This window comes from Flavobacterium aerium (assembly GCF_030766725.1).
GTDB classification, from domain to species: domain Bacteria; phylum Bacteroidota; class Bacteroidia; order Flavobacteriales; family Flavobacteriaceae; genus Flavobacterium; species Flavobacterium aerium.
In genome coordinates, this window is record NZ_JARQWR010000008.1 from 193,721 (window position 1) to 210,520 (window position 16,800).

A 16,800-nucleotide genomic window follows, 5' to 3' on the forward strand; every position below is an offset into this window, starting at 1 on the left:
TAACCATAAAAATATTTGATTATGAAGGTAAATGTTCATGCAGTTAACTTTAATGTTGACGTAAAACTTGTAGAGTTTATTCAAGAGCGAATGGATAAGTTAGAGAAATTCTATGATAAAGTGGTTTCTGCTGATGTTTTTTTGAAGGTGGAGAATACAAGTGACAAAGAAAATAAAATTATAGAAGTTAAAATTCATGTCCCTGGAGATGAGTTTATAGTTAAAAAACAGTGTAAAACCTTCGAAGAAGGCACTGATTTGGCATCAAGTTCATTAGAAAGAGTTTTGCTTAAGAGAAAAGAAAAAACAAGAGCACATATATAATTCATAATTTTTTTCAAAAAATGTTTTGATTAAAAAATAAAATATATACATTTGCAGTCCGTTAGAAATAGCGGACTTTTTTTATTGATAATGCCGATGTAGCTCAGCTGGCTAGAGCAGCTGATTTGTAATCAGCAGGTCGTGGGTTCGAGTCCCTCTATCGGCTCTGTTCTTTATAAGATTGAAATTTAATGGTTTAGGGGAGATACTCAAGCGGCCAACGAGGGCAGACTGTAAATCTGCTGGGTAACCTTCGTAGGTTCGAATCCTACTCTCCCCACAATTATCATTAAAAAAGCAAAATCTGAGATGATTTTGTGATTAATGATGTATGTCCTGTTCGCCGACAGATAGGAGGAAGATTTTTTTGCCGGTGTAGCTCAGGGGTAGAGTGCTTCCTTGGTAAGGAAGAGGTCACGGGTTCAATTCCCGTCATTGGCTCAAGTATAGTAAGAATTTGAACACTAATATATAACTAAGATTAAAAATTAAGTAAAATGGCAAAGGAGAATTTTAATCGTTCCAAACCGCACTTAAATATAGGTACAATTGGACACGTGGATCACGGAAAAACTACTTTAACTGCTGCTATTACGAAAGTATTATCAGATGCAGGTTACTGTCAAGCAAAAAGCTTTGATCAAATCGATAACGCTCCAGAGGAGAAAGAAAGAGGTATTACTATTAATACATCTCACGTAGAGTATGAAACTGCTAACCGTCACTATGCGCACGTTGACTGTCCAGGTCACGCGGATTACGTGAAAAACATGGTTACAGGTGCTGCTCAAATGGATGGTGCTATTTTAGTAGTTGCTGCAACAGACGGACCAATGCCACAAACACGTGAGCACATCCTTTTAGGACGTCAAGTTGGTATTCCAAGAATCGTTGTATTCATGAATAAAGTGGATATGGTTGATGATGCTGAGTTATTAGAGCTTGTTGAAATGGAAATTAGAGACTTATTAAGTTTCTATGAGTATGATGGAGATAATGGTCCAGTAATTCAAGGTTCAGCTCTTGGTGGATTAAATAATGATGCTGCATGGGTTCCTAAAATTTTGGAATTGATGGAAGCTGTTGATAGCTGGATTGAAGAGCCAATCCGTGACGTTGCAAAACCTTTCTTAATGCCAGTTGAGGATGTATTCTCTATTACTGGACGTGGAACTGTTGCAACTGGACGTATCGAAACTGGTGTTGCTAATACTGGAGATCCAGTAGAAATCATTGGTATGGGTGCTGAAAAACTAACATCTACTATTACAGGAGTTGAAATGTTCCGTAAAATATTAGATAGAGGTGAGGCTGGAGATAACGTAGGTATCCTTTTAAGAGGTATTCAAAAAGAAGACATCAAAAGAGGTATGGTTATCTGTAAACCAGGTTCAGTAAAACCACACGCTAAATTCAAAGCTGAGGTTTATATCTTGAAAAAAGAAGAAGGTGGACGTCACACTCCATTCCACAATAATTACCGTCCACAGTTCTACGTACGTACAACTGATGTAACTGGTACTATTTCTTTACCAGCAGGTGTAGAGATGGTTATGCCAGGGGATAACTTAACTATTGATGTAACATTATTAAGCCCAATCGCTTTAAACGTAGGTTTACGTTTCGCTATCCGTGAAGGTGGTAGAACAGTTGGTGCTGGTCAAGTTACTGAGATTGTAGAGTAATTATTTACAATAATATCTAACCAGTAGTAATTTTATTACTACTGGTTTTTAATAAACGGGCGTAGTTCAAGGGTAGAATAGCGGTCTCCAAAACCGTTGATGGGGGTTCGAATCCCTCCGCCCGTGCAAAAACATATATAAAATGACAAAAGTTGTTAATTATATTTCTGAAGCTTTCGGAGAGTTAAAAAATAATGTTACTTGGCCAGAATGGGCAGAAGTTCAACGATTAACCATTGTTGTTGCTGTTTTTTCAATTTTGTTTGCACTTGCTACTTGGGGTGTAGACGTTGCATTTGCGAAAGTTATTGCAGGTTTTTTTAGTTGGATTAACGCTTAATTTTTTTGTGATGACTGACAATAGTGTGAAAAAATGGTATGTGGTAAGAGCAGTAAGCGGACAAGAAAATAAAGTAAAAGCTTATATCGAAACCGAGATAAACAGATTAGGAATGTCTGATTATATTTCTCAAGTATTAGTTCCTACTGAAAAAGTAGTGCAAGTAAGAGATGGGAAAAAAATCAGTAAAGAAAAAGTTTATTTTCCTGGTTATGTAATGATTGAAGCAAATCTTACAGGAGAAATTCCTCATATCATCAAATCAATAACTAGTGTTATTGGGTTTTTGGGTGAAGTAAAAGGAGGAGATCCTGTTCCTTTAAGACAATCAGAAGTAAATAGAATGTTAGGTAAAGTAGATGAGTTAGCAGTGAAAACTGATAACCATTCTATTCCTTTTAATATAGGTGAAACTATAAAAGTAATTGACGGACCATTCAATGGTTTCAATGGAACTGTGGAAAAAGTCAATGAAGAAAAGCGTAAACTTGAAGTAATGGTGAAAATTTTCGGAAGAAAAACACCTTTAGAATTGAGTTTTATGCAAGTTGAAAAAGTATAATTTTTTGTTACATAATAAACCACATCAATCGCTTCCAAGATCGATGTGCTAAATTTTTTAAGAAATGGCTAAAGAAATTAGTAAAGTAGTTAAACTACAAGTTAAGGGAGGTGCTGCGAACCCGTCGCCACCGGTTGGACCTGCTTTGGGGGCTGCTGGAGTTAATATTATGGAGTTCTGTAAGCAATTTAATGCTAGAACCCAAGATAAACCCGGCAAAGTATTACCAGTACAAATTACTGTGTATAAAGACAAATCTTTTGATTTTGTTGTTAAAACGCCACCTGCTGCTATTCAATTATTAGAAGCTGCAAAAGTAAAGTCTGGTTCTGGTGAACCTAATCGTAAGAAAGTAGCTAACGTTACTTGGGATCAAATTAGAGCAATTGCTGAAGACAAAATGCCAGATTTAAATGCATTCACTATTGAGTCTGCTATGAGTATGGTTGCTGGAACAGCTAGATCTATGGGTATAACTGTAACAGGAGACGCTCCTTTTTAATTAAGAGAAAGACATGGCAAAATTGACAAAAAAACAAAAAGAGGCTGCATCAAAAATTGAAAAGAATAAACTGTACTCTTTAAAAGATGCTTCTGCATTGATTAAAGCAGTTGCTTCTGCAAAATTTGATGAGTCTGTTGATATCGCGGTTCGTTTGGGTGTAGATCCAAGAAAAGCAAATCAAATGGTAAGAGGTGTAGTAACATTACCTCATGGTACAGGTAAAGACGTAAAAGTACTTGCTTTAGTTACTCCAGACAAAGAAGCGGAAGCTACTGCTGCTGGTGCTGACTTCGTAGGTTTAGACGATTACTTACAAAAAATTAAAGACGGTTGGACTGATGTTGATGTGATCATTACTATGCCAAGTGTTATGGGTAAATTAGGTCCATTAGGAAGAATTTTAGGTCCTAGAGGTTTAATGCCAAACCCTAAAACTGGTACAGTAACTATGGATGTTGCTAAAGCAGTTCAAGAAGTAAAAGCTGGTAAAATTGACTTTAAAGTTGATAAAACTGGTATCGTGCATGCTGGAATTGGAAAAGTTTCTTTCGGAGCTGACCAAATTACTGACAATGCCCAAGAAATTATTCAAACATTAATTAAACTTAAACCAACTGCGGCTAAAGGTACTTACATTAAGAGTATTCACTTGTCAAGTACAATGAGTCCTGCTATTGCATTAGACCCTAAAGCAGTATAATTGGTAGTTAAAATATTTTATTATGACTAGAGAAGAGAAATCAAGAGTTATTGAAGATTTAACTGCACAGTTGGCTGGAACTAATGTTGTTTATTTAGCAGACATTTCTGGTTTAAATGCAGAAACTACTTCAAACTTAAGAAGAGCTTGTTTTAAAGCTAATATTACATTAGAAGTTGTTAAAAATACATTGCTTGAAAAAGCGATGGAAGCTTCTGATAATAACTACGGTGACTTACCATCAGTATTGAAAGGTAACACCTCAATCATGATTGCTGAGAGTGGAAACGCTCCTGCTAAAATCATTAAAGAATTCCGTAAAAAATCTGACAAGCCTTTATTGAAAGGAGCATATATCAGCGAAGCTGTATTTGTTGGAGACAACCAATTAGACGCGTTAATCGCTCTTAAATCTAAAGAAGAAGTTATTGGAGAAATCATTGGATTACTTCAATCTCCTGCTAAGAATGTTGTTTCTGCTCTTAAATCAAGCGGAGGTAAATTGGCTGGAATTCTTAAAACATTATCCGAGAAAGAAGGATAATCTAGCGCGTACGCACTTTATAAATTATATATTACAAACTATTTAAAAAACGATAGAAAAAATGGCAGATTTGAAACAATTCGCAGAACAATTAGTTAACTTAACAGTTAAAGAAGTTAATGAATTAGCTACTATTTTAAAAGATGAGTATGGAATTGAGCCTGCAGCTGCTGCTGTAGTTGCTGGTCCTGCTGCTGCTGGAGATGCTCCAGCTGAAGAAGCTCAAACTGAATTTAATGTTGTATTGAAAGATGCAGGTGCTTCTAAATTAGCAGTTGTTAAATTGGTAAAAGAACTTACTGGTTTAGGTCTTAAAGAAGCTAAAGAAGTAGTTGACAGCGCTCCTAGCGTTGTTAAAGAAGGTGTTTCTAAAGAAGAGGCTGAAGGTCTTAAAAAATCTTTAGAAGAAGCTGGAGCTGTAGTTGAGCTTAAATAAGCTATACTTAAGTTTATAGAACTAGGTTTAGGCCTTGAGAAGAGACTCTCAAAGGCCTAAACCATTTTTCGTATAATATAATTTATGCGTTTTTTTATACTTTTTTTTTAATCAAAATTTTGTCCATTGATGATAACAAATCAGACTGAAAGATTAAATTTTGCCTCAACAAAAAATATTCCTGACTATCCAGATTTTCTTGATATTCAGGTTAAGTCTTTTAAAGATTTCTTTCAACTTGAAACTAAATCTGATGAAAGAGGCAACGAAGGTCTTTATAATACCTTCATGGAAAACTTTCCAATTACAGATACAAGAAACCAATTTGTATTGGAGTTCCTTGATTACTTTGTTGATCCACCACGTTATACAATTCAAGAATGTATAGAGAGAGGTCTAACATATAGTGTACCCTTAAAAGCAAGGTTAAAACTATATTGTACTGATCCTGAACACGAGGATTTTGAAACTATTGTTCAAGATGTATATCTTGGAACAATTCCGTATATGACGCCAAGTGGTACTTTTGTAATCAATGGTGCTGAACGTGTAGTTGTATCTCAATTACATAGATCTCCTGGTGTTTTCTTTGGTCAATCATTCCATGCTAATGGTACAAAATTATATTCTGCGAGAGTAATTCCTTTCAAAGGTTCTTGGATTGAATTTGCAACCGATATCAATAGCGTAATGTATGCTTACATTGATAGAAAGAAAAAATTACCAGTTACAACTCTTTTCAGAGCCATAGGTTTTGAAAGAGATAAAGATATCCTTGAAATATTTGATCTTGCTGAAGAGATTAAAGTTTCAAAAACAGGTCTTAAAAAATATATCGGTAGAAAATTAGCAGCTCGTGTATTAAACACATGGCATGAAGATTTCGTAGATGAAGATACTGGTGAAGTAGTTTCTATCGAACGTAACGAGATCATCCTTGACAGAGATACCATTATCGATAAAGATAATGTGGAAGAAATCATTGATGCTAACGTTAAAACTATTTTGTTACATAAAGAGGATAATAATCAAGCAGATTATGCTATTATCCACAATACGTTACAAAAAGATCCAACGAACTCTGAAAAAGAAGCTGTTGAGCATATTTACCGTCAGTTGCGTAATGCAGAACCGCCTGATGAGGAAACAGCTCGTGGTATTATAGATAAATTATTCTTCTCAGATCAACGTTATAACTTAGGTGAAGTTGGTCGTTATAGAATGAACAAAAAACTTGGTTTAGATATTCCAATGGAAAAGCAAGTGCTTACCAAAGAGGATATCATTACCATTGTTAAATATTTGATCGAATTGATCAACTCAAAAGCTGAGATTGATGATATTGACCACTTATCTAACAGACGTGTTAGAACTGTTGGAGAACAACTTTCTGCACAATTTGGTGTTGGTTTAGCTCGTATGGCTAGAACTATTAGAGAGCGTATGAACGTTAGAGATAACGAAGTATTTACACCGATCGATTTGATCAATGCTAAAACTTTATCATCTGTAATTAACTCTTTCTTTGGTACAAACCAATTATCTCAATTTATGGATCAAACGAATCCATTAGCGGAGATTACACACAAAAGAAGATTATCTGCCCTTGGACCTGGAGGTCTTTCTAGAGAAAGAGCTGGTTTTGAGGTGCGAGATGTTCACTATACTCATTACGGACGTTTATGCCCGATTGAAACTCCAGAGGGACCAAACATTGGTTTGATTTCATCTTTAGGAGTTTATGCGAAGGTAAACGGAATGGGCTTTATTGAGACACCTTACCGTAAGGTAGATCAAGGGAAAGTAGATTTAATATCTACTCCTATATATTTGAGTGCAGAAGAAGAAGAAGGAAAGTTGATTGCACAAGCAAATATTGAAATGGATGCAGATGGTAATATTACTGCTGATAAAGTTATTGCTCGTGAAGAAGGTGATTTCCCAGTTGTAGACCCTGCTAAAATTGACTATACTGACGTTGCGCCAAATCAAATTGCATCGATTTCTGCTTCATTAATTCCTTTCTTGGAACATGATGATGCGAACCGTGCGTTGATGGGATCAAACATGATGCGTCAAGCTGTACCGTTATTAAGACCAGAAGCTCCAATTGTTGGAACTGGATTAGAGCGTCAAGTAGCTTCAGATTCAAGAGTGTTGATCAATGCAGAAGGTAGTGGTACTGTTGAGTATGTAGATGCAAACATTATTACTATTAAATACGACAGATCTGAAGAAGAAAGAATGGTAAGTTTTGACCCAGATGAAAAAACATACCAATTAATTAAATTCAGAAAAACGAATCAAAGTACAAGTATCAACTTGAAACCTATCGTAAGAAAAGGAGATAGAGTAGTGAAAGGACAAGTACTTTCTGAAGGATATGCTACACAAAATGGAGAATTAGCTTTAGGTAGAAACCTTAAAGTAGCGTTCATGCCATGGAAAGGATATAACTTCGAGGATGCAATTGTAATTTCTGAAAAAGTTGTACGCGATGATATTTTCACATCTATCCACGTTGATGATTATTCATTAGAGGTTAGAGATACGAAACTTGGTAACGAAGAATTAACGAATGATATTCCAAACGTTAGTGAAGAAGCTACTAAAGATTTAGATGAAAACGGTATGATTAGAATTGGTGCTGAAGTAAAACCTGGCGATATTCTAATTGGTAAAATTACACCAAAAGGTGAATCTGATCCAACTCCAGAAGAGAAACTTTTAAGAGCAATCTTCGGAGATAAAGCGGGTGATGTAAAAGATGCTTCATTAAAAGCTTCTCCATCATTACACGGTGTGGTTTTAGATAAAAAACTTTTTGCTAGAGCCGTAAAAGATAAACGTAAGCGTTCAAAAGATAAAGACGATTTAGGGAAACTTGAAACGGATTTCCAAGTGAAATTTGAAGAATTAAAAGACAGATTAGTCGATAAATTATTCAATATCGTAAACGGAAAAACATCACAAGGAGTTATGAATGATTTGGGTGAAGAAGTTTTACCAAAAGGTAAAAAATATACTCAAAAAATGTTAAACTCTGTTGAAGATTTCGCTCACTTAAACAAAGGAATGTGGACTACAGATGATGAAACCAATAAAATGGTTAATGATTTGATCCACAACTATAAAATTAAGTTGAATGACCTTCAAGGTGCATTAAGAAGAGAGAAGTTTACAATTACTGTTGGAGATGAATTACCATCAGGAATTTTAAAATTAGCGAAAGTATATATTGCTAAAAAGCGTAAACTTAAGGTAGGAGATAAAATGGCAGGTCGTCACGGTAACAAAGGTATTGTTGCTCGTATCGTTCGTCATGAAGACATGCCTTTCTTAGAAGATGGAACACCAGTTGATATCGTGTTGAACCCACTTGGGGTACCATCACGTATGAACATTGGACAAATCTATGAGACTGTTCTTGGATGGGCCGGACAAAAATTAGATAGAAAATTTGCAACACCAATTTTTGATGGTGCAACTTTAGATCAAATTAATGAATTTACAGATGAAGCTGGAATTCCAAGATTTGGACATACATATTTATACGATGGTGGTACTGGAGAGCGTTTCCATCAACCAGCAACTGTAGGTGTTATCTACATGTTGAAATTAGGACACATGGTTGATGATAAAATGCATGCACGTTCAATAGGACCATACTCATTAATTACGCAACAACCTCTTGGTGGTAAAGCACAATTTGGTGGACAACGTTTTGGAGAGATGGAGGTTTGGGCTCTTGAAGCTTATGGTGCATCTAGTACACTTAGAGAAATTTTGACTGTTAAATCTGATGATGTTATTGGTAGAGCTAAAACTTACGAAGCTATCGTTAAGGGTGAAACTATGCCAGAACCAGGATTACCTGAATCATTCAATGTATTAATGCATGAATTAAAAGGTCTTGGATTAGACATTAGATTAGAAGATTAATTCATTTGGGAGCAGTTCTGCTGTTCCCAATTTTTAGTGTTTTTTATAAATCGATATTACGATTATGATGAATAGAAATAAAGATAAAAATACCATAAAGAGGTTTAACAAAATTTCGATAGGATTGGCATCACCTGAATCTATCTTGGCGGAGTCAAGAGGTGAAGTGTTGAAACCAGAAACTATTAACTATCGTACGCACAAACCTGAGCGTGACGGTCTTTTCTGCGAAAGAATTTTCGGTCCAGTTAAAGATTTCGAATGTGCTTGTGGTAAATATAAAAGAATCCGTTATAAAGGGATTGTTTGTGATCGTTGTGGTGTTGAAGTTACGGAGAAAAAAGTACGTAGAGATAGAGTAGGACATATCAATTTAGTTGTGCCAATTGCTCATATCTGGTATTTCCGTTCACTTCCAAATAAAATTGGTTACATTCTTGGTTTACCTTCTAAGAAATTAGATATGATTATTTACTACGAAAGATACGTAGTAATTCAAGCAGGTATTGCTAAGAATCCTGATGGAGAATCATTAAAGAGATTAGATTTCTTAACAGAAGAAGAATATTTAAATATTTTAGATACTCTTCCTATGGAAAATCAATACCTTGATGACCATGATCCAAACAAATTTGTTGCCAAAATGGGAGCAGAGTGTATCATGGATTTATTAGCAAGAATTGATCTTGATGATTTATCTTACCAATTAAGACATAGTGCTAACAATGAAACGTCTAAACAACGTAAAACTGAAGCATTAAAAAGATTACAAGTAGTAGAGTCATTCCGTGAATCTAACTTAAACAGAGAGAATCGTCCAGAATGGATGATTATGAAAGTTGTTCCAGTTATTCCACCTGAATTGCGTCCATTAGTGCCGCTTGATGGAGGTCGTTTTGCTACATCAGATTTAAATGATTTATACAGAAGAGTAATCATCCGTAACAATCGTTTAAAACGTTTAATGGAGATTAAAGCGCCAGAAGTAATTCTTCGTAATGAAAAACGTATGCTACAAGAATCTGTAGATTCGTTATTCGATAATACAAGAAAAGCATCTGCTGTAAAAACGGAATCTAACAGACCATTAAAATCATTATCTGACTCATTAAAAGGTAAACAAGGTCGTTTCCGTCAAAACCTTTTAGGTAAACGTGTGGATTATTCTGCTCGTTCGGTAATTGTCGTTGGACCTGAGTTGAAATTATTTGAATGTGGTTTGCCAAAAGATATGGCAGCTGAATTATACAAACCTTTTGTAATCCGTAAATTGATTGAAAGAGGTATTGTTAAAACAGTAAAATCTGCTAAGAAAATTATAGATAAGAAAGAGCCAGTTGTATGGGATATCCTTGAAAATGTAATTAAAGGACATCCAGTATTACTAAACCGTGCTCCTACTTTACACAGATTAGGTATCCAAGCTTTCCAACCAAAATTAATTGAAGGAAAAGCAATCCAATTGCACCCATTAGTATGTACGGCATTTAATGCCGATTTTGATGGGGATCAAATGGCGGTACATTTACCATTAGGACCAGAAGCTATTCTTGAGGCTCAATTATTGATGTTGGCTTCTCATAACATTCTGAACCCTGCAAATGGTGCGCCTATTACTGTACCTTCTCAGGATATGGTCTTGGGTCTATATTATATGACCAAAGAACGTTTGTCTACAGAAACACATAAAATTTTAGGTGAAGGCTTAACTTTTTATTCTGCTGAGGAAGTAAATATTGCATTAAACGAAGGAAGATTAGAATTGAATGCTTCTGTGAAAATCAGAGCTAAAGATTTTAATGAAGCTGGAGAATTAGTGTACCAAATTATTAAAACTACTGCGGGACGTGTATTATTTAATGAAGTAGTACCAGAAGCAGCTGGATATATTAACCAGGTATTAACTAAAAAATCTTTAAGAGATATTATTGGTGGAATTTTAAGTGTAACAGATGTACCTACAACTGCTGCCTTCCTTGATAATATGAAAGATATGGGGTATAAATTCGCCTTTAGAGGAGGATTATCTTTCAGTTTGGGAGATATTATTATTCCAGAGCAAAAACCTGAATTAATTTTAGATGCTAACGAGCAAGTAGATGCAATTTCTGTAAACTACAACATGGGTCTTATCACTAATAACGAGCGTTACAACCAAGTTATTGATGTGTGGACTTCTACCAATGCTAAGTTAACAGAGTTGGCAATGAAAAATATTAGAGAAGACCAACAAGGGTTCAACTCAGTATATATGATGCTTGACTCTGGGGCGAGGGGTTCTAAAGAACAGATTCGTCAGTTAACAGGTATGCGTGGTTTGATGGCTAAGCCAAAAAAATCTACTGCAGGTGGTGGAGAGATTATTGAGAATCCAATTTTGTCTAACTTTAAAGAAGGTCTTTCTATCCTTGAGTACTTTATCTCTACTCACGGTGCACGTAAAGGTCTTGCGGATACGGCTTTGAAAACGGCCGATGCGGGTTACTTGACAAGAAGATTACACGATGTATCTCAAGACGTTATTGTTAACATTGAAGATTGTGGTACATTAAGAGGTGTTGAAGTTTCTGCATTGAAAAAGAATGAAGAGATTGTTGAAACATTAGGAGAAAGAATTTTAGGACGTGTAGCGTTACAAGACGTTATTAACCCTTTAACTTCTGAAATCTTAGTTCATGCAGGCACACAAATTACTGAAGCATTAGTTAAAACGATTAACGCAGCTCCAATCGAAAGAGTGGAAGTACGTTCTCCATTAACTTGTGAAGCTCAAAAAGGTATTTGTGCTAAATGTTACGGTAGAAACTTAGCTACTGGTAAAATGACTCAAAGAGGTGAAGCAGTTGGTGTAATTGCAGCACAATCTATTGGAGAACCAGGTACACAGTTAACACTTCGTACATTCCACGTAGGGGGAACTGCAGGAAATATCTCTGAAGAATCTAGCATTGCTGTTAAATTCAGTGGTAGATTAGAAATTGAAGATCTTAAAACTGTAAAAGGTGAAGATAATGAAGGAAATACTTCTGACATTGTAATCTCTCGTTCTACAGAATTGAAATTAGTAGATGAAAAAACAGGTATTGTATTAAATACACACAATATCCCTTATGGATCAAGTATTTTTGTGAAAGATGGTGATGTAGTAGAAAAAGGTACAGTAATCTGTAAATGGGATCCATATAATGGAGTTATTATTTCTGAATTTACTGGTAAAATTGCTTACGAAGATATCGAACAAGGACAATCGTTCCAAGTTGAAATCGATGAGCAAACAGGATTCCAAGAAAAAGTAATCTCTGAAGCAAGAAATAAAAAATTAATTCCAACTTTATTAATTTATGGTAAAGACAATGAATTAATTCGTTCTTATAACTTACCAGTGGGTGCCCACTTGATGGTTGACAATGGTGAGAAGATTAAAGCAGGTAAAATTTTAGTAAAGATTCCACGTCGTTCTGCAAAAGCAGGGGATATTACAGGAGGTTTACCAAGAATTACAGAGCTATTAGAAGCTCGTAATCCTTCTAACCCAGCTGTAGTTTCTGAAATCGATGGTGTGGTATCATTTGGTAAGATTAAAAGAGGTAACCGTGAGATTGTAATTGAATCAAAATTTGGTGAAATCAAGAAATACTTGGTTAAACTATCAAACCAGATTTTAGTACAAGAAAACGATTACGTAAGAGCAGGTGTGCCATTGTCTGATGGAGCTATTACTCCAGATGATATTTTAAGAATCCAAGGACCTTCTGCTGTTCAACAGTATTTGGTTAATGAGATTCAAGAAGTATACCGTTTACAAGGGGTAAAAATTAATGACAAGCACTTTGAAGTAGTAATTCGTCAAATGATGCGTAAAGTTAGAATCCAAGATCCAGGAGATACTCTATTCTTAGAAGATCAATTGGCTCACACAAGAGACTTTATCGTTGAAAATGATAAATTGTACGGAATGAAAGTTGTAGAGGATTCAGGTGATTCTGAAAACTTGAAAGCGGGTCAAATTATTACACCACGTGAATTACGTGATGAGAATTCGTTACTAAAACGTACTGATAAAAACTTAGTGATCGCTAGAGATGTAATTACAGCTACAGCAACACCAGTTTTACAAGGTATTACACGTGCTTCGCTTCAAACGAAATCATTTATTTCTGCAGCATCATTCCAGGAAACTACAAAAGTACTGAATGAAGCAGCTGTAGCAGGTAAAGTTGATGGACTTGAAGGTCTAAAAGAAAACGTTATTGTAGGACATAGAATCCCAGCCGGTACAGGTATGAGAGATTATGAAACTATAATTGTAGGTTCAAAAGATGAGTATAATGAATTAATGGCGACGAAAGAAGAATTTAATTATTAATACGTATGAGTGATTCTAAACAACAACAGATTAATATTGAATTGGATGAGAAAACAGCTGAAGGAGTTTATTCTAATTTAGCAATTATCAATCATTCATCTTCTGAATTTGTACTTGATTTTGTATGTATTATGCCAGGAATTCCTAAAGCTAAAGTGAAGTCAAGAATTGTCTTGACGCCACAACATGCAAAACGTTTGTTGAAAGCTATTGGAGAGAATATCCACCGTTTTGAAAGCGCCCATGGTGAAATAAAAGACACGGAACAACCTTCCATACCACTCAATTTTGGTCCTACAGGACAAGCATAATAAAAAAGCCCCAAAGTAATTTGGGGCTTTTTTTATGTCTATAAAACACTTTTATTGATGCTTTGAAAAAAGAATATGCTTTTAATAAAAGTATTCTTTTTTTAGATATCTTTAACACTTTGTCAAGTGTATAACAGAACAATAACGTGTGATTTATGGAAGTAAAGCAAGAAGAGAATAAGACATTAAAACGTGAATTAGGATTATTAGACGGAACAATGCTAGTTGTTGGTTCTATGATTGGATCCGGGATATTCATTGTTAGTGCTGGGATAACTCAAAACATTGGTAGTGCTGGATGGTTAACGCTGATATGGGTTCTTACTGGTATAATTACTCTAATTGCTGCAGTAAGTTATGGAGAGCTTAGTGCAATGTTTCCTAAAGCAGGTGGACAGTATGTGTATCTAAAAGAAGCTTATAGCAAACTAATTGCTTTTTTGTACGGATGGAGTTTTTTTGCTGTTATTCAAACCGGTACTATTGCCGCGGTAGGAGTTGCCTTCTCTAAGTTTGCAGCATACCTCTACGAGCCGTTAAGTGATGAAAACATAATATATACTATCGGTGCTTTTAAACTGAATGCAGCTCAATTAGTGTCCATTCTAATGATCATTATATTAACGTATATCAATAGTAAAGGAGTTCGGAATGGAAAGTTTATTCAAACAGTTTTTACGATTACAAAAATAGCATCACTATTTGGACTTATTGTTTTCGGTTTCATATTGGCTGCAAAGGCAGATATATGGAATGCCAATTGGACAGATGCCTGGAGTGCTCAGACATTTGATAAAGGAACTGGAACTTGGGTTGGTATCAGTGGAATGGTGTTATTCTCAGCAGTAGCAGCTTCAATGGTAGGTTCGTTGTTCTCAAGCGATGCTTGGGTAGGAGTGACCTTTATTGCTGGTGAAATGAAAAATCCACAACGTAATGTGGGATTGAGTTTATTTCTAGGAACACTTATTGTAAGCGTTATTTATATTTTGGCCAATTTGATGTATATCGCCGTAATGCCATTACATGAAATTGCTTTTGCAAAATCTGAAAGAGTCGCCGTTGAAGCAGCACAATATATATTTGGAGCAACAGGTACTATTATTATTGCTGTCATGATTATGATTTCAACTTTTGGGTGTAATAATGGATTAATATTAGCTGGAGCAAGAGTATATTATACAATGGCACAAGATGGACTATTCTTTAAAAAAGCAGCACAATTAAATCGGAATAGTGTACCAGGTTGGGGATTATGGATCCAATGTATTTGGACCTCTGTATTGTGCTTGACAGGTAAATATGGCGATTTATTAGATTATGTAATGATTATTGTAGTCATTTTTTATATTCTAACAATATACGGTATTTTCATTCTACGTAGAAAAATGCCCCATGTTGACCGTCCATATAAAGCTTTTGGTTACCCAATTTTACCAGCCATATATATTATTATAGCAACAGCACTTTGTATAGCATTGCTAATTGATAGAACCAGTACCTGTGGTTGGGGTGTTGTAATTATGCTAACAGGTATTCCTGTATATTACTTGACTAATAAAAAGAATAAATTGAAAGAATAATAAAGAGTATTCTGTAGAATACTCTTTATATTAAATTGACTCTTTCTAGTATATCCCCAATTCGTTTAATCTTATCCTCTAGTGACGAACTAATACTTTCACCATTAAAGAAAGAAAAAACCATTTTTACATTCCATACTTCATCTATTTCAGATAAAGATAATTCTATTTCAGGATGTAAATCTTTCTTCTCATCAACCAAAGTGATTTGCTCTGGGTATGCAGAGTTAAGTTCAACTTTATTGATGAATAAGCCTTTCTCCTTCGAAACAATTACATAAATGTTATTCGTTTGGATCTCATAGATATTAGATTCCTCACATAATACATAAGAATTCTCTTCTAATAAAGGGTACATGTTATTTCCTACAACCTGAAATGCTCTGGATTCCTTTCCTTTTAGAAAAGGGAAATTGTATTTAGGTAAATTATCTAACAATGTATTGTTATTGCCTAATACATATTGAAACTGTACTTCTCTACCAATTAATGGTGTTTCAGTGGCATAAAGCGTTTCTTTCTTTTTATAATCTTCTCTTCCTAAGAGAATTTTATTTAAATCTACATCATATAGTTCACAAATAGCGATTATTGAAGGGTAATCCAGGCTATTTCTCTTTTTCCATGTAGAAATAGTGTTTGGTTTAATGTTTAAAATCGTAGACAACTCAATGTCTGTGTTTATTTTTAATGTTTTCTTTAATCGTTTTAAAATTAAATTCGCATTTAGAGAATTATTTTCTTGCATATTCTCAATTTGTGTTATACTTTTACTCTAGTGAATAAAAATGAGTTTATAATATAGATACTAAATAATTCTAAATCGTTTTGGTGACTATAAAAATGGCTTACTTTTTAAATGTTAATCACAAAGTGCGATTTTTTAATTTTAAAAATACGCTACGAGCTTATAGGTTTGGATAAATAAATTTCCAAAAAACGAATAAGAAGTAGGTTGAAAGATATGGGGCTTATCTTTAATAACTTAGGATTAAAAAAATTATTATGTTTTATAACAAAAAAATTAATCGCGATATAAATGTTCATATATATCACATTACAAAAATAGATTTTTTATTAAAATAAAAATTATAAAAGAACCATAAATTATCATAATTAAAAGATAAAAAGTGCTAAAAATCAGTTAGATGGCATTTTGTGATTAGTTTATCGATGTTTTTAACTTTTAATCGTATTGTGTATGAAATTGAACTCTACTTTAAAAAATAATTTCTCCATTTTTTACTTTTCTTATTTCGTCATTTTTTGCGTCGGACGAGTTTACTTATTCTCATACATAAATCATACCACATTATTATGGAAGAGTTTAAATAGTACTCTACTTGGATTATTATTCCCCGATGTAAATGATACAAATAAGGATAAGATAGCCAATGCAAATAAAGGATTACTTCAATCCAATTTACTTACAAGAATTTCTAATCAATATAAATATAGAAAACAGCGTATGAGTCATAATTACTTGTTGCTATCTGGTTTTT

General features: G+C 34.4%; 13 protein-coding genes and 4 tRNA genes. 16 read left to right on the plus strand and 1 reads right to left on the minus strand.

Annotated elements, in window-relative coordinates; translation table 11 throughout:
* Positions 1-21: 21 nt before the first annotated feature.
* From hpf to P6733_RS12650, 16 genes are all read left to right on the plus strand, one after another.
* On the plus strand, positions 22-324 hold the full coding sequence (hpf, locus tag P6733_RS12575) for a ribosome hibernation-promoting factor, HPF/YfiA family (RefSeq protein WP_306353254.1): 303 nt from the start codon (positions 22-24) through the stop codon (positions 322-324).
* A gap of 92 nt (positions 325-416) precedes the next feature.
* Positions 417-490: transfer RNA gene (locus P6733_RS12580), tRNA-Thr, on the plus strand.
* A gap of 33 nt (positions 491-523) precedes the next feature.
* Positions 524-604 (plus strand) — tRNA-Tyr (locus P6733_RS12585).
* Positions 605-693: 89 nt separating this feature from the next.
* Positions 694-765 (plus strand) — tRNA-Thr (locus tag P6733_RS12590).
* Positions 766-821: 56 nt separating this feature from the next.
* On the plus strand, positions 822-2,009 hold the full coding sequence (gene tuf / locus P6733_RS12595; RefSeq protein ID WP_306353255.1) for an elongation factor Tu: 1,188 nt from the start codon (positions 822-824) through the stop codon (positions 2,007-2,009).
* Between the two features lie 55 nt (positions 2,010-2,064).
* Positions 2,065-2,135, plus strand: a tRNA-Trp gene (locus P6733_RS12600).
* A 16-nt stretch (positions 2,136-2,151) separates the two neighbouring features.
* The gene (gene secE, locus P6733_RS12605; RefSeq protein ID WP_306353256.1) at positions 2,152-2,349 is read left to right on the plus strand and encodes a preprotein translocase subunit SecE; all 198 of its coding nucleotides are present in this window, start codon (positions 2,152-2,154) and stop codon (positions 2,347-2,349) included.
* A gap of 10 nt (positions 2,350-2,359) precedes the next feature.
* Positions 2,360-2,911, plus strand: a complete 552-nt coding sequence (gene nusG / locus P6733_RS12610; RefSeq protein WP_306353257.1) for a transcription termination/antitermination protein NusG — start codon at positions 2,360-2,362, stop codon at positions 2,909-2,911.
* Between the two features lie 64 nt (positions 2,912-2,975).
* On the plus strand, positions 2,976-3,413 hold the full coding sequence (rplK, locus tag P6733_RS12615; RefSeq protein WP_306353258.1) for a 50S ribosomal protein L11: 438 nt from the start codon (positions 2,976-2,978) through the stop codon (positions 3,411-3,413).
* A 13-nt stretch (positions 3,414-3,426) separates the two neighbouring features.
* Positions 3,427-4,116, plus strand: a complete 690-nt coding sequence (gene rplA / locus P6733_RS12620) for a 50S ribosomal protein L1 (protein ID WP_306353259.1) — start codon at positions 3,427-3,429, stop codon at positions 4,114-4,116.
* A 22-nt stretch (positions 4,117-4,138) separates the two neighbouring features.
* Entirely contained in the window at positions 4,139-4,660 is a 522-nt protein-coding gene (gene rplJ, locus P6733_RS12625) for a 50S ribosomal protein L10 (RefSeq protein WP_306353260.1), read from the plus strand.
* Positions 4,661-4,721: 61 nt separating this feature from the next.
* Entirely contained in the window at positions 4,722-5,096 is a 375-nt protein-coding gene (gene rplL / locus P6733_RS12630) for a 50S ribosomal protein L7/L12 (protein ID WP_306353261.1), read from the plus strand.
* A gap of 129 nt (positions 5,097-5,225) precedes the next feature.
* Positions 5,226-9,038 (plus strand): DNA-directed RNA polymerase subunit beta, encoded by a 3,813-nt coding sequence (rpoB, locus tag P6733_RS12635; protein WP_306353262.1) that lies wholly within the window; start codon positions 5,226-5,228, stop codon positions 9,036-9,038.
* A 64-nt stretch (positions 9,039-9,102) separates the two neighbouring features.
* Entirely contained in the window at positions 9,103-13,404 is a 4,302-nt protein-coding gene (rpoC, locus tag P6733_RS12640; RefSeq protein WP_306353263.1) for a DNA-directed RNA polymerase subunit beta', read from the plus strand.
* Between the two features lie 5 nt (positions 13,405-13,409).
* Positions 13,410-13,715, plus strand: coding sequence for a DUF3467 domain-containing protein (locus P6733_RS12645; protein ID WP_306353264.1), 306 nt, complete (start codon positions 13,410-13,412; stop codon positions 13,713-13,715).
* Between the two features lie 155 nt (positions 13,716-13,870).
* Complete coding sequence (locus P6733_RS12650) at positions 13,871-15,298, plus strand: APC family permease (RefSeq protein WP_306353265.1); 1,428 nt, start codon at positions 13,871-13,873, stop codon at positions 15,296-15,298.
* Between the two features lie 25 nt (positions 15,299-15,323).
* Here P6733_RS12650 and P6733_RS12655 read toward each other — a convergent pair whose 3' ends face one another.
* Positions 15,324-16,046, minus strand: coding sequence for a LexA family transcriptional regulator (locus P6733_RS12655; RefSeq protein WP_306353266.1), 723 nt, complete (start codon positions 16,044-16,046; stop codon positions 15,324-15,326).
* Positions 16,047-16,800: the final 754 nt, after the last annotated feature.